Here is a 17,617-nt window from a genome sequence, read left to right as displayed (position 1 = left end):
CCACGGCCGCGCCCGCAGGGTGCACCAGACATGATCGCTCACGGAAGGCGCGGCGGTCCCCGACACAGGCGGACCGGATACCGCCCGGTATCAGCCGATCCCGGTGACCGCCGACGCCAGTGACAGCAGCAGCGCGCCCAGCGCCCCCGCGGCGCCGAGGCGGCGCACCTCGCGCGGGGTGTCCCGGTGGCGGGCGTACCGCGCGGTGGCGGCGCCGAAGGCCAGGCCGCCGGCGATGAACCACGGCCCCCACAGGCAGAGGTACCAGAGCGTCAGGTCCACGATCTCCGGCGCGGCCGACAGCGCCCCGGTCTCCACCAGCACCCCGTCCAGGACGAAGAGGCCGCCGTGCCAGACGAGCAGGACCGCCGCGCCGCCGCCGCAGAACACCATGAGACGGCTGAGCCCCGGGCCGCGCCGACGCGTCAGGCCGATCCCCAGCAGCGCCCCGAGGAGCTTCAGGAATCCCGTCACCCACAGGACGGCTACGAACCACGTCACCCGGTCGCGGGCGAGCTCCACCAGGGACGGCGACACCGTCGTCCGCGCGCCGAAGGTGCGGCCCGTCGCCCAGACGAAGCTCGGCACGGCGAAGACGGCCCCCCACACCGCGGCGGCGAGGCCCGGCCCCGCGCCGGATCCCCGACGGGAGAGGCGGTACGGGACGGTTCGCGGGTATCGCTCGATCACGACTCCAGCGTGGCGCACCGGGCGACGGCGGGACGTCATCCGTCCGGACGGGCGGCCTCCGCCGCGCGGGGGACCGGCGGAGCGTCCATGTGCGGGCGTACGCCGTTCACATTCCCGGCAGGGCGCGCAGCTCCAGCCCGGCCGCCGTGATCGTGTCAGCGGTGACGAGGGCCTGTTCGGCCGTGACGTCCGTCATGAAGACGAAGGGCGGGATCACGGGGGGTGCGGGGAGGGTGTCGGGGGAGAAGGTGAGGCAGAGGAGGCCCTCCAGGCAGCCGTGGAACCGGGTGAGGTGGAGCGTCACCTCTCCGCGTAGCTCCAAGGAGCGTGCGCTCAGGCCGAGTTGCCCGGCCGCCCGGCCGTCGCGCGTCCGCAGTCGGTAGTCGCTCAGCGACGCGGCCCGCATCTTGAGGACGATGACCTTCAAACGGCCCTCGGCAGTGGGGAGTCGGCTCACCCCGGCGAGGGTGAAGCCGTGCGGCGAGAAGCGGGAGGCGGTGACGGACGGGGGAGTGGCGGACGCGGTGACCGGCGGCCCCGGCCGTCCCGGGGGCCCCTCCGCCGCCTCCGCCCGGTCCGCCGACGGCCCGGCCAGGGCCGTCAGCAGGACGGCCGGCAGCGCGACGGCGAGCGTGCGGTCGCCCCTCGGGGTCCAGCCGAAGCCCATCGCGCTGCCCGCGATGCCGAGGGCCATGCCCACCAGGAACCCGCCCAGGTTGGTGGCCGCGAACGACAGCACCGACAGGATGAGGGCGTTGACGCTGACGTAGTGCCGTGCCGACGGCAGGAACCACAGGAACAGCCCCGCCGCGATCAGCGCCAGCCCGATACCCAGCGCGGCCAGCCCGCCCAGCCCCAGGCTCACCAGCACGGTCACCGGTGACAGCGGCACCACCAGCAACTCCGTACCGCCCAGGACGAGGAGGGTGCCGGCCCAGAAGGGCCGGGTCCGCCGCCAGGAGCGGAAGCGGCGGCGGGCCGGGCCGTCCGGGAGCCGCGGAAGCGCCGGTGGCCTCAGAAGCACTGGTCGCCGTCCAGGTTCACCTGGAGCTTCAGGCCCTTCAACCGGAAGTTGCCGCCCGTGGCCGACCAGGCGTGCGACCGCACGCCCGCCACCGTCACCTTCCCCGCCTGGAGCCCGAACGCGCCGGCGTCGCCCTTCACCCCCGGCACCCGGTCGAGCGTCGACGCGTCCCGGCCGATCTGCGCCGTCCCGAACTCCGCGTCCCCGACGAGGTCCTCGCCGTCGATCACCAGATCGCTCGCCGTCACCTCGCCGGCCCGCCCGCCGGCCGTGAGCTTGAACGTGACCTTGCCCAACGGCGTGGGCACGGAGGCGGCCTGGCAGATGTCGCTCAGCCGGGCGTTGCCGATGCCCAGCAGGGCCACCGGATGCCCCTTGCCGTCGACGGACCGGTCGGTCTGCACGTACGAGGCCAGCCCGTCGCTGGTCAGCCTGCCCGACGACACCTGGAAGTGCGTGCCGGAGACGGCGAACGAGGCCGCGAGCGCGCCCTGCGCCATCCCCGTGGCCATCGCGCCCACCGCGAGCACCGCCGGCAGGGCGATCAGGGCGGTCCGCTTCCAGGCGGTACGGCCCTCCGGAAGATTTCGGTCTGATCCGCTCACTGCTTCCTCCCGCGACTCAGGGAAGTGCGTGGTGTGCAGGTGGTGCCATACTGCGGATGTTCCCGTGGAGTTGGAGACTAGGGCCGATTTTGAACGATAGTCAACAGCGCGGAAGCGAGCGGGCGCAGGCGCGCCGGGCCGAACTCATCGCCGTCGGGCGGAAGCTGTTCGCCGACACGTCCTACGACGCCCTGTCCATGGACGACATAGCGCGGCACGCGGGCGTCGCCAAAGGGCTGATCTACTACTACTTCAGCAGCAAGCGCGGCTACTACCTCGCCATCATCGAGGACGCCGTCGCCGAACTCGTCCAGCGCGCCGGCTCCACCCACGACCTGCCGCCCGTCGAGCGCGTCCACCACACCGTCGACGGCTACCTCCGCTACGCCCAGCACCACCAGGCCGCGTACCGCGCCATCGTCACCGGCGGCGTCGGCTTCGACGCCGACGTCCTCGCGATCCGCGACCGCGTCCGCGAACAGCTCCTGACCGCGATGGCCCGGGCCGCCTGGGGGCGCACCGACCTTCCGCCCGTCGCCCGCACCGCCCTCGTCGGCTGGCTGTCGGCGGTGGAAGGGGTGACGCTGGACTGGCTCGCCCGCCGAGAGTTGCCCCGGGAGCTGGTGTGCGGGGTGCTGGTGCGGGCGTTGGGGGACGCGCTGCGGATGGTCGAGGAGTACGAGCCGACGTGCCCGGCGCCGGAGCGGACGCGGTGGTGAGTCTCCCCGGGCACGACGGAGAGCGGGCGGGGGCACAGCCTCCGCCCCCCTCGAACGCCGGACGGGCTATTCACGCCGCTCGCCGGTGAAGCGCACGGCCGAAAAGGGTATATGCGGGACAACGTCGTGAAAGCCACGGCCGCACCCTCCAGTTGCAGTCCGACCATGATCTGTCAAGCCGTGACGAGGACCCCGCGATCAGGCATACTCCAAGCGCCACAGCCGCAGGTCATCCCCATTCCGCGACCCGGCACGGGACTGTCGACTGGGCATCACCGGCGGTCCGGCCGACACCCAGGCCCCCGCCGCCTCAGCGCCCGACAGGGAGGAGAGCCGTCGCATGACCGACCACGGCCCGCAGCCGGTGGAGCGCCAGCTGCCCACCGAGGAAGCCAAGGACCTGCTCGCGCTGGTGCGCGACCTGGTGCAGCGGGAGATCGCCCCGCGGGCGGCGGCCGAGGAGGAGGCGGGGCACTTCCCCCGGGACCTCTTCCGGCTGCTGTCCTCGTCCGGGCTGCTCGGTCTGCCCTACCCGGAGGAGTTCGGGGGCGGAGGCCAGCCGTACGAGGTCTACCTCCAGGTCCTGGAGGAACTGGCCGCCGCGCGGCTGACGGTGGGCCTCGGCGTCAGCGTCCACTCGCTCGCCTGCCACGGCCTCGCCGGTTACGGCGGCAAGGAGCAGAAGGCGGAGCACCTGCCCGCGATGCTCGGCGGCGGGCTCCTCGGCGCGTACTGCCTCTCCGAGCCGCAGTCCGGCTCCGACGCCGCGTCCCTGCGCACCCGCGCCGTCCGCGACGGCGACGACTGGGTCCTCACCGGCACCAAGGCGTGGATCACGCACGGCGGGATCGCCGACTTCTACACCGTCCTGGCCCGGACGGGCGGCGAGGGCGCGCACGGCATCACCGCGTTCCTGGTGCCCGGCGACGCCCCGGGGCTGACGCCCGCCGCGCCCGAGCGCAAGATGGGCATGAAGGGGTCGCCGACCGCGCAGCTGCACTTCGACGGCGTACGCGTCCCGGACGCGCGCCGCATCGGTGAGGAGGGCCAGGGCTTCCCCATCGCCCTGTCGGCCCTCGACTCCGGCCGGCTCGGCATCGCCGCCTGCGCCGTCGGCGTCGCCCAGGCGGCCCTGGACGAGGCGCTGGCCTTCGTCACCGGGCGGCGGCAGTTCGGCCGGCCCCTCGCGGACTTCCAGGGGCTGCGCTTCCTGCTGGCCGACATGGCCACGCAGATCGAGGCAGGCCGGGCCCTCTACCTCGCCGCCGCCCGGCTGCGCGACCAGGGGCTGCCGTTCTCCCGGCAGGCGGCCATGGCCAAGCTGTTCTGCACCGACGCGGCGATGCGGGTCACCACCGACGCCGTCCAGCTCATGGGCGGGTACGGCTACACGGCGGACTTCCCGGCGGAGCGGTACATGCGCGAGGCGAAGGTCCTCCAGATCGTGGAGGGCACCAACCAGATCCAGCGGATGGTGATCGCCCGTCACCTGGCGGGGCCCGAGTCGCGGTAACCGGCCGGGTCCGCGGTGAGCGGACCGGCCGCCGTCGGGGCGGGTGACGGCGGCCGATCCGGGGCGGCCCGATCCGGGCCGGTCCGTCCTCGGTGTCGCGTCAGGGCCTGTGGCGCGTCTCCGGCACCCGCACCGGGCGCGAGCCCGGCCCGCCGATGTGCGAGAACGGCTGCGTCCGCCAGTCCAGGCTCTCCGGCAGGGTGAGCAGCAGGGCCGTGTCCAGCTCCAGGGCGCCCTCGTCCTCCCCGGCCGGCTCGGCGTCCTCCACCGCGCGCCCGGAGCCCGGGCAGACCGTGAGGCCGAACGGGTTCCACGGGGACGGGCAGAGGGCGTGCTCGGGGAGCTCGTCCTCGTCCGCGAGCAGGGCGATCGGACGGGCGCAGTCCGGGCAGGTCACCCGGAACATCGTGGTGAAGTCCGCCGGCTCGTCGGGGCCGTACGGGCTGCTGTCGCCGTCGTTCTCCAGGCGTTCCAGGCTCGGCATGATCTTCGTTTCCCCCTCTTGCTGGGCCTGGCAGGGGCGTCTCGGCCCCGGCCACAGCAAGCACTTCCCGTCGGCGGTCCGGGGTAATCGCCCCGGCCGGGGGGACACGGGCGCGGGCCTGTGGCGTTCGTCACGCGTCCCGCGCGCCCGCGGGGGGCGCCGACTGTGCCGGGCGCCGTGCGACGCAGTAGGTTGGCCGGTGTGGAGGAGCTGGACAAAGAGATCGTGGAACTGCTCGTCAAGGACGGGCGGATGAGCTACACCGACCTGGGCAAGGCCACCGGCCTGTCCACCTCGGCGGTGCACCAGCGTGTGCGCCGGCTCGAACAGCGCGGGGTCATCCGCGGCTACGCCGCGGTGGTCGACCCGGAGGCGGTGGGGCTGCCGCTGACCGCCTTCATCTCGGTGAAGCCGTTCGATCCGAGCGCGCCGGACGACATCGCGGACCGGCTGGCGGAGATCCCCGAGATCGAGGCGTGCCACAGTGTCGCGGGGGACGAGAACTACATCCTCAAGGTGCGGGTGGCCACGCCGCTGGAGCTGGAGCATCTGCTCGCGCGGATCCGGTCGTTGGCGGGGGTGTCGACGCGGACGACGATCGTCCTGTCGACGCCGTACGAGGCGCGTCCGCCGCGGGTGGGGTGAGCCCCGGCCCCTCCCTTTCACCGTTTCCCGGGGGCTGCGCCCCCAGACCCCCCTTGTCGCGGCTTCGCCGATCGTCCTCAAGCGCCGCACGGGCTGGATCAACCACCCCCGCGCACCCGGCGTACCCCCGCCCACGCCACACTGTTCCCATGAGCGAGCGCCCCCGAACCACCCTCCTCCGCAACGGCGACGTGCACAGCCCCGCCGACCCCTTCGCCACCGCCATGGTCGTCGAAGGCGGCCACATCGCCTGGGTCGGCTCGGAAGGGGCCGCCGACTCCTTCGCCGACGGCGTCGACGAGGTGATCGACCTCCAGGGCGCCCTCGTGACCCCCGCGTTCACAGACGCACATGTGCACACCACTGCCACCGGCCTGGCGCTGACCGGCCTCGACCTCTCCGGCGCGGCCACGCTCGGGGAGGCGCTGGAGCGGGTGCGGGCGTACGCCGCCGCCCGGCCGGGTGACCGGATCCTGCTGGGGCACGGGTGGGACGCCGCCCGGTGGCCCGAGGGGCGGCCGCCGTCCCGGGCGGAACTCGACGCCGCCGCCGACGGCCGGCCGCTCTACCTCACCCGGGTCGACGTGCACTCGGCGGTGGTCACCACCGCCCTCCTCGACCTCGTCCCCAACGCCCGTGACCTGCGCGGATTCACCCCCGACGGGCCCCTGACGGACGACGCCCACCACGCCGTCCGCAGCACCGCGCACGCCGCCGTCACCCCCGCCCAGCGCACCGAGGCGCAGCGCGCCGCGCTGGCCCGGGCGGTCTCGCTGGGCATCGGCTCGGTGCACGAGTGCGCCGGTCCGCTGATCTCCGGCGAGGACGACCTGACCGGGCTGCTGCGGCTGGCCGCCGAGGAGCCGGGCCCCCGCGTCGTCGGCTACTGGGCCGAGGCGTTCACCTCCGTGAACCAGCTGGCGAAGATCAGGGAGCTGGGTGCGCACGGCGCGGCCGGCGACCTCTTCGTGGACGGCTCGCTCGGCTCCCACACGGCCTGCCTGCACGAGCCGTACGCCGACGCCCCCGGAGCCACCGGCACCGCGCACCTCGACGCCGACACCGTCGCCGCGCACGTCGCCGCCTGCACCGAGGCCGGCGTCCAGGCCGGTTTCCACGCCATCGGCGACGCCGCGCTCACCACCGTCGTCACCGGCGTCCGGGCGGCGGCCGAGAAGGTCGGACTGGACCGGGTCCGCGCCGCCCGGCACCGGGTCGAGCACGCCGAGATGCTCACGCCCGAGCACATCGCCGCGTTCGCCGAGTCGGCGCTCACGGCCTCCGTCCAGCCCGCCTTCGACGCCGCCTGGGGAGGTGACGACGGCATGTACGCCGCGCGGCTGGGCCGGGAGCGGGCCCGCACCCTCAACCCGTACGCGGCGATGCTGCGCGCCGGCGTCCCGCTGGCGCTCGGCTCCGACAGCCCGGTCACCCCGCTCGACCCCTGGGGCACGATCCGCGCCGCCGCCTTCCACCGCACCCCCGAGCACCGCGTCTCGGTGCGTGCGGCCTTCACCGCGCACACCCGCGGCGGCTGGCGGGCGATCGGCCGGGACGACGCGGGCGTGCTGGTGCCGGGGGCGCCCGCCGACTACGCGGTGTGGGAGGCCGGCGACCTGGTGGTGCAGGTGCCGGACGCACGCGTCGCCAACTGGTCCACCGATCCACGCTCGGGCACCCCGGGCCTGCCGGAGCTGGTCCCCGGCGGTCAACTGCCCCGCTGCGTCCGCACGGTGGTCGCCGGACGCACCGTGTACGCCGCCTGAGACCGGCCGAACGGGTGACGTCCGCGCGGCGCGTACCGCCGAACGACGTGCGGTCGGCCTGTCGCGCTGCGTCACCCCCTCCGCACTGACCTGCTGATTTGGCACAACGACGCAGGTCAAGCGGCTGTTGACAGGGTGCGGTCCGGGGCGGGTAGGTTCGGCCGGGTCCACCACAGGACGCCCGACCGGAGAACTCCACGCAGTCGTCGAACGCCGCTGGGCCATGGGGTGGCGCGCTACACGGGCGCGCCGCCACTGGGAGCCAGGTCCAGCGCACGGGGGCGGGGGACGTTCCGCCGGGTCGGCAGGTGTGACCCGGGTGGGGCCCGGACGTTCAGTAGACAACGGTTCCAGGGCGACCCGCAGCCAGCGGTTCCCCGGCCGGCCCGAAGGACACCGAGCCCCACCCGCCGTCCCCGCCCGCCCGCCGTGCCGCGGCCGGGCCTTTCGCCTCTCGGCCTCCGCGCCGCTTTCCCGCACCCTGGACACGGACCGTACCCGCCGCGAGGTACGGTCACGTGACCCTTGAACGAGCTGCAGGAAGGCGCGACCGTGCCCTCGGGTTCCGACACCACCGCCGAGACCGCCGGCGACCCGGCCGCGAGCCGCCCGGACGCCGTCCCGGCGCCCGCAGCGCCCCGCCCGGGCCGCCGCGCCCGGCTGGCCGCGCTGGCCCGCCGCGAGGCCGCCCGCACCGGCCTGGCCGCCGTGACCGGCGTGGCGCTGGCCTTCGCCTTCCCGCCGTACGACGTGTGGCCGCTGTCCGTCCTCGGGGTCGCCGCGCTGGCCCTGATGACCCACGGCCGGACCGGCCGCCAGGGCGCGTGGACCGGCTTCGTCCTCGCCCTGCCGTTCTTCGTGCTGCTGCTGCGCTGGCTGGACGTCGTCGGGTACGACGCCGTCGTCGGCCTGTCCGTGGCGGAGGCGCTGTTCGTGGCCGCGCTCGGCGCCGGGCTGGCCCGCACCTCCCGGCTGCGCGGGTGGCCGGTGTGGGGGGCCTGCCTGTGGGTGGCCGAGGAGTGGGCGCGCGACCGGGTGCCGTTCGGCGGCTTCCCCTGGGGCCGGCTGGCCTTCGCCAACACCCACTCGCCGTTCACCCCGCTCGCCGCGCTGGGCGGCGCCCCGCTGGTGAGCTTCGCGGTGGCCCTCGCCGGCGGACTGTTCGCCTTCGCGGGGCTCACCGTGTGGCGGCGGCGCGGCGCCGGCGGCCCGCTCGCGGTGAAGGCGCTGCTGCCTGCGGTGGAGGCGGCGGCGCTGGCCGGGGTGGTGATCCTCGCCGGGTACGCGGTGCCGGTCCCGACCAAGGCCGACGACACGGTGAACATCGCCGTCGTCCAGGGCGACGTCCAGAAGCCCGGCATGGACTTCCTCGGCCGCCCGATGCTGATCCTCAACAACCACGTCAGCGCCACCCTGCAACTGGCGAAGGACGTGAAGGAGGGGCGGGCGAGGAAGCCCGACCTCGTCATCTGGCCGGAGAACTCCTCCGACCTCGACCCGTTCCGGGTCAAGGAGGCGTACGACCGCATCGACCAGGCGGTCAAGGCGATCGGGGTGCCGGTGCTCGTCGGCGCGCTGGTCGACCACCCGACCAAGCCGGGCTACGTCTTCAACGAGGGCATCGTCTGGGACCCGACGTCCGGCCCCGGCGCCTCGTACACCAAGCAGCACCCGGTGCCGTTCGGCGAGTACGTGCCGTTCCGCGAGCAGCTCAGCAAGGTCATCACCCGGCTGCAGCGGGTGCCCCGCGACTTCTACCCCGGCGACCACACCGGGGTCATGAAAGTCGGCCCGGCCCGGCTGGGCGACGTCATCTGCTTCGAGATCGCCTACGACGAGATCGTCCGGAAGACCGTGAACGCCGGGGCCCGCGCCCTGGTGGTGCAGACCAACAACGCCACCTTCGGCCACTCCGACCAGCCCGAGCAGCAGCTCGCCATGAGCCGGCTGCGTGCCGTCGAACACGGCCGGGCCGTGGTGACCGCCGCCACCAGCGGCATCAGCGCGGTCGTCGGCCCGGACGGCTCGGTGCTGCGGCGCGCGCCCGAGTTCACCCGCGAGGTCATCACCACGTCGATCCCGCTCCGGGACGGCAGGACGCTCGCGGACCGTGCGGGTGCGGCGCCCGAATGGACGCTCGCTATGGTGGGCCTTCTCTCCTGGGCGGCCGCTTTGCTGATCGGTCGTCGGGGACGAGTGGTGGAGTCCCCGGACAAGTCGGACAAGAAGGGCCAGCAGTGAACGACGGCGGTCAGCGGAGGTACGGTCCGCTCGGCACGACCTTGGTGATCATCCCGACCTACAACGAGGCGGAGAACATCAAGCCCATCGTCGGCCGGGTGCGGGCCGCCGTCCCGGAGGCGCACGTGCTCGTCGCCGACGACAACAGCCCGGACGGCACCGGCAAGCTCGCGGACGAACTGGCGGAGGACGACGACCACGTCCACGTCCTGCACCGCGAGGGCAAGGAGGGGCTGGGCGCCGCCTACCTGGCGGGCTTCCGCTGGGGCCTGGACCAGGGCTACGGCGTCCTGGTGGAGATGGACGCGGACGGCTCCCACCAGCCCGAGGAACTGCCCCGGCTGCTCACCGCCCTCAAGAACGCCGACCTGGCGCTCGGCTCCCGCTGGGTCCCCGGCGGCCGCGTCGTGAACTGGCCCAAGTCCCGCGAGTTCCTCTCCCGCGGCGGCTCCACCTACTCCCGGCTGATGCTCGACGTCCGCCTGCGCGACATCACCGGCGGTTACCGCGCCTTCCGGCGCGAGACGCTGGAGGGGCTCGGGATGGAGGAGGTGGCCTCCCAGGGCTACTGCTTCCAGGTCGACCTGGCGTGGCGGGCGGTGAAGGCGGGATTCCACGTGGTGGAGGTGCCGATCACGTTCGTGGAGCGGGAGCGGGGCGACTCCAAGATGAGCCGCGACATCGTGGCGGAGGCGCTGTGGCGGGTGACGTCGTGGGGCGTCGGCTCGCGGGTGGGCAAGGCGCTCGGGCGGGGCTAGCGCCCCGCGCCTGCGGCGGGCTGTGCCCCGGTCCCGCCCCTTCGCCGTTTCCTGGGGCTGCCGCCCCAGACCCCGCTTGTCGCGGCTTCGCCGCTCGTCCTCAAACTCCCCCAGAGGGGGCACCCCCAACGGGCTGGAATCAGCCCGTCCGGCGCTTGAGGACAACCGCGCGGAGCGCGGTTTCGGGGGTGCCGGGGGCTCGCCCCCGCAGAAACGGAGAAAGGGCGGGTCAGGGGCAACCCCCACCGCCCAGGCACACTGGACGCATGACGCGAAAACTCCTCCCCCTCGCCATCGCCGCCTGGGCCGTCCTGGAGATCTGGCTCCTGATCCTGGTCGCCGACGCCGCCGGCGGCCTCGCCGTGTTCGGCCTGCTGGCCGGAGGAGTCGTCCTCGGCGGGTACGTGATCAAGCGGGCCGGGCGCCGCGCCTGGCAGCGGCTGACGCGGTCGATGCAGGCCGCGGGCGCGCAGGGGGCCGCGCCGGAGGCGGAAGGCGGGGGCAACGGCCTCACCATGCTCGGCGGCCTGCTGCTGATGGTGCCGGGCCTGCTCTCGGACGCGGCCGGGCTGCTGTGCCTGTTCCCGCCCACCCGGGCACTGATCCGGAAGGAGGCCGCCCGCCGGATCGAGCGCGCCGCGGGCGCGGCGAACCCGCTGGGGGACGCCATGCGACAGGCCCGGATGCGTCAGCCCGACGGCAAGGTCGTCCAGGGCGAGGTCATACGGGAGGACCAGCCGCCGGCCCCCCGCGCGGACGACCCGCAGCTGCCGCGCTGAGACGGCCGCGGGCACACAAGGGCCCGGCCACCGCTTCTTCGCGGTGGCCGGGCCCTTGTGGTGCGCGGTGCGGCCGGTCAGGCCGACTTGCGGGTGTCCCGCGGATGCACGGCGATGTTCATGGCGCCGGAGCGCAGGACCGCCAGCCTCTCGGCCAGCACCTCCTCCAACTCCTCGCGGGTGCGCCGCTCCATGAGCATGTCCCAGTGCGTACGCGCGGGCTTGCCCTTCTTCTCCTCGGGTCCGTCGCCGTCCACCAGAAGTGCGACGGCGCCGCACGCCTTGCACTCCCACTCCGGCGGAATCTCCGCCTCTACAGAGAACGGCATCTCGAATCGATGGCCGTTCGGGCATGCGTACTCCACCGCCTGGCGCGGGGCCAGATCGATGCCGCGGTCGGTCTCGTAGCTGGTCACCACAAGTCGCGTGCCGCGGAGAGCTCGCTCACTCATGAATTCGTGCCTCCCGGGCTTGTCGCCCACAGGACAGGTGTCGCTGTCGTCGTCATCCGGTCAACGTCCGGTCGGCGGTGAAGATTCCCGTAGAGGGACATGCGTCGCCCGTCGTGCCGCCCCTTGTTGTACCCACCAGCGCCCGGTTTGTCACATCTGACAACAGATGTCACCCAGTGTTCCCGGCGCTTGAGCGCGCAGTAACGGTTCATCCGGTGGGTCAAAGGCGTACACTACCGGCTCGCGGCTTTCCCTGGCGCACCGGGTCCGGCGCGGACCGGACCGTCGTCTTCCGGAAGGTCAGGCTCCGGCCGTCCCGACGGCCGTCGGAGCGGTCTCCCCGCCCGCCGCCGGAGCGCCGGGAGCCGGTGCGCCGACGGCCGGTGTGCCGGAAGCCGGCGCGAAGAGGCGCAGGAAGAACTGGGCGAGCGGGCCGATCGTCACCGCGAAGAGTACCGTCCCGGCGCCCACCGAACCGCCCAGCGCGAAGCCCGTCGCCAGCACCGCCACCTCGATGCAGGTGCGCACCAGCCGCACCGAGCGGCCCGTCCTGCGGTGCAGCCCGGTCATCAGCCCGTCGCGCGGGCCCGCCCCGAAGCGGGCCGATATGTACAGCCCGGTGGCCGCGCCGCACAGCACCACGGCGAAGGCCAGCAGCGGGATCCGCGTCCAGAGCGAGTGCTGTACGGGGACCAGGCCCAGGGTCGTGTCCAGCGTCAGGCCGATCACCAGCACGTTGGACACCGTGCCCAGCCCCGGGCGCTGCCGCAGCGGGATCCACAGCAGCAGCACCAGCACGCCGATGAGGATCGACGCCGTGCCGATCGATATCCCGGCGTGCCGGGCCACGCCCTGGTTGAGCACGTCCCAGGGCGGCAGGCCGAGCCCCGCCCGCAGTTGCAGCCCCGCGCTCGCCCCGTAGAGCGCCAGACCCGCGTAGAGCCGGACGAGACGGCCGGCGACGGCCGTCGCAGCGGCCCGTGTCGGTGTGGGCACAGCCCCTCCCCAATAGTCGTGGCCGTGCCCCGGCAGTGGTGCGGGTGGCCTGTTGCATGGCAGTCTGTGGACTGTAAGCGAGAACGATCCATGGCCAATTCCGGAAAGGTGGACCGCAAAGGTGAGTCAGTGGACCGCCTCAGTGGGGGCGCAGCAGCTCGCGCGTCTTCTGGACGCCCAGGGCGGCGGCCCCGAAGCGCGCGGCGGGGTGACGCCCCTCAACGGCCGCCGCACCCCCGCCTACCGTTCGCTCGCCGACCGCGTCCGGCTGCTCGTCCTGGAGGGCCGGGTGCCGGTGGCCGCCCGGCTGCCCGCCGAACGGGAGCTCGCCACGGCCCTGTCCGTCAGCCGGACCACCGTCGCCGCGGCCTACGAGGCGCTGCGCGGCGAGGGGTTCCTGGAATCCCGGCGCGGGGCCGGCAGCTGGACCGCCGTGCCCGCCGGGAGCCCGCTGCCCACCCGGGCGCTGGACCCGCTGCCGCCGGAGACCGCCGGGTCGATGATCGATCTGGGCTGCGCCGCGCTGACCGCGCCCGAGCCCTGGCTGACCCAGGCGTTCCAGGGAGCGCTGGAGGAACTGCCGCCCTACGCGCACACCCACGGCGACTACCCCGCCGGCCTTCCCGCCCTGCGCCGGGCCCTCGCCGACCGCTACACCGCGCGCGGCATCCCCACCATGCCCGAGCAGATCATGGTGACCACCGGGGCGATGGGCGCCGTCGCCGCCATCGGCCGGCTGCTGGCCGGGCGCGGTGAGCGGGTGGCCGTCGAGTCACCGTCGTACGCCAATGTCCTTCAGCTGCTGCGTGAGGCCGGGGCCCGGCTCGTACCCGTCGGCATGGCCGACCGGCTCGGCGGCTGGGACCTGCCCGCCTGGCGCCAGGTCCTGCGGGACGCCGCCCCCCGGCTGGCCTACGTGATCGCCGACTTCCACAACCCCACCGGCGCCCTCGCCCCCGAGGCCCAGCGGCGCGAACTCGTCGAGGCGGCGCGGTCCGCCGGCACCGTACTGGTCGCCGACGAGACCATGACCGACCTCGCCCTGGAACCCGGGCTGGCCATGCCCCGCCCCGTCTGCGCCTTCGACCCGGCCGGCAGCACGGTGGTCACCGTGGGCTCCGCCAGCAAGTCGTTCTGGGCCGGGCTGCGGATCGGCTGGGTACGCGCCGCCCCCGAAGTGATCCGCAGCCTGGTCGCGGCCCGCGCCTATGCCGACCTGGGCACCCCCGTACTGGAACAGCTCGCCGTCACCCGGCTGCTGGACACCGGCGGTTGGGAGGAGGCCGTCGCCGCCCGCCGCGCCGAAGTGCTCGACAGCCGGAACGCGGTCGTCGCGGCGCTCGAAGCGCGGCTGCCCGACTGGGAGTTCACCGTCCCGAAGGGCGGCCTCACCCTGTGGGTACGCACCGGGGGACTGTCCGGCTCGCGGATCGCCCAGGTCGGCGAACGGCTGGGGGTACGCGTGCCGTCCGGTCCGCGGTTCGGGGTGGACGGCGCCTTCGAAGGGTACGTACGGCTGCCGTTCACCGTCGCCGGGCCGGTCGCCGACGAGGCGGTGTCCCGGCTCGCCGAGGCCGCCCGCCTGGTGGCCAGCGGCGCTCCCGTGGCGGCCGACGCGCCGCGCACGTTCGTGGCCTGAGGGGGCGGCGGGGTCCGCGGGGTTGGCGGGGTCCGCCGTGAAGTCGCCCTGGGCGCCTGCCCGGTAGGGGTCCTGACCGCCGACCGGGTAGACGTGCGCCGGTGCGTAGGCGGTGGGGGCGGCGGGGCTCGCGTGACGGCCGGTGCTCGTACGGACCGAGGGGTCCGCGGTGTGCCGGCCGCCGCCGGTGCTCGTGGCCTCCTGCCGGTGGCCGGCCCGCCGGGAGCCCCCGTGGAGCGACGGGTCCACCGGGAAGTGGCCCGGGCGGTCCGCCCGCGGCCCGCCCGGGGCGTCCTGCCGATGGCCGGCGTCCCACGCGCCGTCGCCACCCGAACCGGCCGGCGGGAAGCCGGCGGAGGCGTCCGCCGTCGGCGCGTGGCCCATGCCGTCCGCCCGCCGGTGCCCCGGGGAACCCGCGTGGCCGTCGGCGCGCCGGGCGCCGTCGTGGACCGGGGGGCTCGCGGCGTAGGGGCCGAAGCCGTCCACCGGCGGGTGGCCGGCGTGCCGTGCGCTCTCAGGAGACGGGGGATCCATCGCGTACTCAGGAGACGAGGGATCCATCGCGTAGCGGCCCGAGCCGTCGGCCGGGTAGCGGCCGGACGCGTCGGGCGCCGCGGGGTAAGCGCCGTTCGCGGGTGCACGGCCCCAGCCGTCCGGACCGGCCGCCGTGCCGTCGGCCGCCGGATAGGCGGAGGTCTGCGACGCTCCCGCGCCGGGCGTCGGGTCGTCGGTGAGGCGTGTGCCCGGGGCGTCCGCCGGGTAGCGGCCGGCCGCTTCGGGCGGCGCGTAGGAGGCTGCGGAGCCGAATGCCCGGCTCCGGTCGTACGGGCCGTCCGCCGGTGGGTAGGCCGAGGCGCGCGGTGGCGCTTCCGCGCGGGTGCCGGCGAACCGTGGGCCTTCGGGGTCCGGCCCGCCCACCGGGTGGCCTCCCGCTGCCTGCGGCGGCGCGCCGCCGGTCGCGGGCGCGTGGCCCCGGCCGTCCGGTGGCAGGTAGGCCGCGGCGTTGTTCCGTGAGGGCGCTTCCGCGCCGGGCGCTGGGCAGTCCGTGAAGTGTGCGCCCTGGGCGTTCACCGGTTGGTGGCCCGACGTGTCCGGTGGCAGGTAGGCCCCGGCGTCGTTCCGTGGGGGCGCTTCCGCGCCGGGCGGCGGGTCGTTCGTGAAGTGTGTGCATGGGCCGTTCGCCGGGTGGTGGCCTGATGCGTCCGGTGGCAGGTAGGCCGCGGCGTCGTTCCCTGAGGGCGCTTCCGCGCCGGGCGCCGGGCCGTTCGTGAAGAGTGGGCCCGGGGCGTTCGCCGGGTAGTGGGCCGACGCGTTCCGCGGCGCGGAGGCGTGGACCCAGCCGCCCGGATGTGCCCCGGTGCCGTCCGTCGGTGGGCGGCCCGCGTCGGCCGCCGGGTCGGCGCCCGTGCCCTCGGCGTAGGGCTCCGGCGGTCGGGAGGGCGGGTGTGCCGCCGGGGCGGCGAGTCGTTCCGTCGGGGGCCATGGCGGGAGGAGGTCCGCGACGGCGCGGCGGTGGGGTTCGGGGGCGCCCTCGTCGTACGGGTCGGGGGTGGCCGGGACCTGGAGGCGGTGCACCGGGCCGGTGCCCAGGCGGGCGTAACCCCGGCCGGGGGGCAGCTCGTTGACGGGCGTGGTCTGCGGCAGCTCGCCGAGCGTGCCGCGCACCTGGCCGGCGGGGACCGGGCCCAGCACCACCCGGGCCCGGGTGTGGGCGAGCACCGCCTCGGTGAGCAGCCGTTCGCTCTCCAGCTGCTCGCCGAGGGCGACCGTCACATTGGCGGCCCGGCCGTGCCGGAGCGGGACTTGGAGCAGTTCCTGCGGGTCGGGGCGGCCCTCACCGGCGGCGAGGGCGCTGAGCGCCGCGGGGCGGTCGACGACGATCCACAGCGGGCGGCGGACGTCCTCGGGGGCCGGACGGCCCTGCTGCCGCGCCGTGTTGGTGGCCACCAGCCGCCGCTGGGTCTCCTGCGCGGCCCACTCCAGGGCGGCCGTCGCGCCCGGCGGCGCGGACTCCACGGCCAGTACGCCCTCCCGGCCGGCGAGGCACGCGTACTCGCCCGCCCCGCCCCCGTCGACGATCACCACGTCCCCGTGGTGCAGGGCCTGCAGCAGCACCGAGCGGAGCAGCGTGGTGACGCCGCTCGCGGGCCGGCCGAGGGCCAGCAGGTGGGGTTCGGACGACCGCTGGCCGGTGCGCCAGATGACCGGCGGCACGTCGCGCGTGCCGTTCCCGTCGGTCACCGGCAGCGTCCGCTGGACGGCCTCCGGGTCGGTGAAGCCCAGCAGGACCTCGCCGGGGGCGGTCACGAAGCGCTGCGCGCGGATGCCGACGGGGAGGGCGGGCAGCACGGACAGGTCGAGGACGCCCTCCTCCTCGTCCCAGACGAAGCGGTACTCCCGGCCCCGGCCCGCCTTGGTCTGCAGCAGGTGCTCGATGCGGGCGCGGGCCTCGCTCTCCCCGTCGGTGAAGTACGCCGGGTAGCGCAGCCGCAGGGCGACCAGCCGGCCCTCGTCGTCGAAGGCGTGGTCGTCGAACGCCTGCCGCCAGACGCCGCCGTGGGAGTAGAGCGGCGTCGGGTCGAGCGGCGAGGAGAAGTACGGGACGAGGGCCTCGTACAGGGCCTGGAGTCGGCCCTCCACCGGATCCTGACGGGCCGTCGGGGCGGTGGCGCGGTCCCGGCCGCGCCACGCGCCGGCGGCCAGCAGCGCGGCGGCGGCCAGCGGGGGCCCGTAGGGGATGAGGGCGACGATGAGCATGCAGGAGGCGGCCAGCAGCAGCGCGGCGCCGCGCCGGTCCCGGGGGGTGCGGGCCCAGCCGCGCCGGCCGGCCGCCGCCAGCGAGCGCAGGCCGCGGCCGATGGTGATGACCGGGTGCAGCACGTCGCGGGCGCTGTCGGTGACGCTGTGGGCGAGCTCCCGGCCGGGGGTGAGCGGGGCTCGGTCGGTCAGGGTGCGGGGGACTCCGCGCCGGCCCATGGCGGCCTCCTGACGTCGGGGCGGGGTGGGACTCGGGGGTGGACGGGCGCCGCGCGCGGCGGGACGGACCGGCACCGCGCGCGGCCGGCGGTCAGAACCGCAGCCCGCCCAGCAGCCCGGCGAGGCTGGCGCCGCCCGCCTTGATGCTGGGGGCGATGGCGGTGCCGGCGAGGTAGAAGCCGAACAGGGCGCAGACGAGGGCGTGGCTGGCCTTGAGACCGTCCTTGCGGAAGAACAGGAACACGACGATGCCCAGCAGCACGACGCCGGAGATGGAGAGGATCATGGGAGGTCTCCTGTTGGTGGGGCGGTCACCATGAGTCCTCCCAG

At 75.0% G+C, this 17,617-nt stretch carries 15 protein-coding genes and 1 pseudogene; 8 read left to right on the top strand and 8 right to left on the bottom strand.

What is annotated here, in order from left to right; all coding sequences use genetic code 11:
• Positions 1–90: 90 nt before the first annotated feature.
• The 3 genes from J7W19_RS04450 to J7W19_RS04440 form a co-directional block, all read right to left on the bottom strand.
• A complete protein-coding gene (locus J7W19_RS04450) occupies positions 91–690 on the bottom strand; it encodes a DUF3995 domain-containing protein (RefSeq protein WP_004948888.1) in 600 nt (199 codons plus the stop codon).
• Positions 691–796: 106 nt separating this feature from the next.
• Entirely contained in the window at positions 797–1,714 is a 918-nt protein-coding gene (locus J7W19_RS04445) for a DUF6114 domain-containing protein (RefSeq protein WP_004948886.1), read from the bottom strand.
• On the bottom strand, positions 1,705–2,319 hold the full coding sequence (locus tag J7W19_RS04440) for a DUF6230 family protein (protein WP_004948883.1): 615 nt from the start codon (positions 2,317–2,319) through the stop codon (positions 1,705–1,707). Before J7W19_RS04440 ends, J7W19_RS04445 begins: the two co-directional genes overlap by 10 nt.
• Positions 2,320–2,408: 89 nt before the next feature.
• Here J7W19_RS04440 and J7W19_RS04435 point away from each other — a divergent pair, with 89 nt between their 5' ends.
• Both J7W19_RS04435 and J7W19_RS04430 read left to right on the top strand, forming a co-directional pair.
• Entirely contained in the window at positions 2,409–3,038 is a 630-nt protein-coding gene (locus J7W19_RS04435) for a TetR/AcrR family transcriptional regulator (protein WP_004948881.1), read from the top strand.
• Between the two features lie 340 nt (positions 3,039–3,378).
• Positions 3,379–4,551 carry an acyl-CoA dehydrogenase family protein gene (locus J7W19_RS04430; RefSeq protein WP_004948879.1) on the top strand — a complete coding sequence of 391 codons (1,173 nt, stop codon included), beginning with the start codon at positions 3,379–3,381 and terminating at the stop codon, positions 4,549–4,551.
• A gap of 100 nt (positions 4,552–4,651) precedes the next feature.
• On the opposite strand, the gene J7W19_RS04425 is transcribed toward J7W19_RS04430, so the two are convergent.
• Positions 4,652–5,035, bottom strand: coding sequence for a hypothetical protein (locus tag J7W19_RS04425; protein WP_004948878.1), 384 nt, complete (start codon positions 5,033–5,035; stop codon positions 4,652–4,654).
• 201 nt (positions 5,036–5,236) lie between these two features.
• Here J7W19_RS04425 and J7W19_RS04420 point away from each other — a divergent pair, with 201 nt between their 5' ends.
• The 5 genes from J7W19_RS04420 to fxsA all read left to right on the top strand — a co-directional run bounded on the left by J7W19_RS04420 (position 5,237) and on the right by fxsA (position 11,224).
• Positions 5,237–5,680: an Lrp/AsnC family transcriptional regulator gene (locus J7W19_RS04420; RefSeq protein ID WP_004948875.1), complete on the top strand. Its 444-nt coding sequence runs from the start codon at positions 5,237–5,239 to the stop codon at positions 5,678–5,680.
• Positions 5,681–5,829: 149 nt separating this feature from the next.
• Positions 5,830–7,446 carry an amidohydrolase gene (locus J7W19_RS04415; RefSeq protein ID WP_004948872.1) on the top strand — a complete coding sequence of 539 codons (1,617 nt, stop codon included), beginning with the start codon at positions 5,830–5,832 and terminating at the stop codon, positions 7,444–7,446.
• 525 nt (positions 7,447–7,971) lie between these two features.
• A complete protein-coding gene (gene lnt, locus J7W19_RS04410) occupies positions 7,972–9,687 on the top strand; it encodes an apolipoprotein N-acyltransferase (protein ID WP_004948867.1) in 1,716 nt (571 codons plus the stop codon).
• The gene (locus J7W19_RS04405; protein ID WP_004948865.1) at positions 9,684–10,445 is read left to right on the top strand and encodes a polyprenol monophosphomannose synthase; all 762 of its coding nucleotides are present in this window, start codon (positions 9,684–9,686) and stop codon (positions 10,443–10,445) included. Before lnt ends, J7W19_RS04405 begins: the two co-directional genes overlap by 4 nt.
• A gap of 188 nt (positions 10,446–10,633) precedes the next feature.
• Entirely contained in the window at positions 10,634–11,224 is a 591-nt protein-coding gene (fxsA, locus tag J7W19_RS04400; protein WP_411848823.1) for an FxsA family membrane protein, read from the top strand.
• Between the two features lie 77 nt (positions 11,225–11,301).
• On the opposite strand, the gene J7W19_RS04395 is transcribed toward fxsA, so the two are convergent.
• Both J7W19_RS04395 and yczE read right to left on the bottom strand, forming a co-directional pair.
• Positions 11,302–11,676 (bottom strand): RNA polymerase-binding protein RbpA, encoded by a 375-nt coding sequence (locus J7W19_RS04395; RefSeq protein WP_004948858.1) that lies wholly within the window; start codon positions 11,674–11,676, stop codon positions 11,302–11,304.
• 300 nt (positions 11,677–11,976) lie between these two features.
• Complete coding sequence (yczE, locus tag J7W19_RS04390; RefSeq protein ID WP_004948857.1) at positions 11,977–12,672, bottom strand: membrane protein YczE; 696 nt, start codon at positions 12,670–12,672, stop codon at positions 11,977–11,979.
• 121 nt (positions 12,673–12,793) lie between these two features.
• Between yczE and J7W19_RS04385 the strand changes: the two genes are divergently transcribed.
• Positions 12,794–14,311, top strand: a complete 1,518-nt coding sequence (locus tag J7W19_RS04385) for an SCO1417 family PLP biosynthesis transcription factor (RefSeq protein ID WP_078588125.1) — start codon at positions 12,794–12,796, stop codon at positions 14,309–14,311.
• A gap of 1,218 nt (positions 14,312–15,529) precedes the next feature.
• Here J7W19_RS04385 and J7W19_RS32710 read toward each other — a convergent pair.
• Together J7W19_RS32710 and J7W19_RS04375 are read right to left on the bottom strand one after the other, a co-directional pair.
• Positions 15,530–17,287, bottom strand: a pseudogene (locus J7W19_RS32710) (hypothetical protein); the annotation flags it as partial.
• Positions 17,288–17,378: 91 nt separating this feature from the next.
• Entirely contained in the window at positions 17,379–17,573 is a 195-nt protein-coding gene (locus tag J7W19_RS04375) for a hypothetical protein (protein ID WP_004948848.1), read from the bottom strand.
• Positions 17,574–17,617: the final 44 nt, after the last annotated feature.

The organism is Streptomyces mobaraensis NBRC 13819 = DSM 40847, assembly GCF_017916255.1.
Lineage (GTDB): Bacteria > Actinomycetota > Actinomycetes > Streptomycetales > Streptomycetaceae > Streptomyces > Streptomyces mobaraensis.
This window is presented reverse-complemented; position numbering and strand designations above follow the sequence as displayed.

Bases quoted from the DNA above. Each gene is read 5' to 3' on its own strand.
- J7W19_RS04415 (WP_004948872.1), top strand. From the start codon at position 5,830: ATGAGCGAGCGCCCCCGAACCACCCTCCTCCGCAACGGCGACGTGCAC.
- J7W19_RS04425 (WP_004948878.1), bottom strand. From the start codon at position 5,035: ATGCCGAGCCTGGAACGCCTGGAGAACGACGGCGACAGCAGCCCGTAC.
- J7W19_RS04395 (WP_004948858.1), bottom strand. From the start codon at position 11,676: ATGAGTGAGCGAGCTCTCCGCGGCACGCGACTTGTGGTGACCAGCTAC.
- J7W19_RS04375 (WP_004948848.1), bottom strand. From the start codon at position 17,573: ATGATCCTCTCCATCTCCGGCGTCGTGCTGCTGGGCATCGTCGTGTTC.
- J7W19_RS04430 (WP_004948879.1), top strand. From the start codon at position 3,379: ATGACCGACCACGGCCCGCAGCCGGTGGAGCGCCAGCTGCCCACCGAG.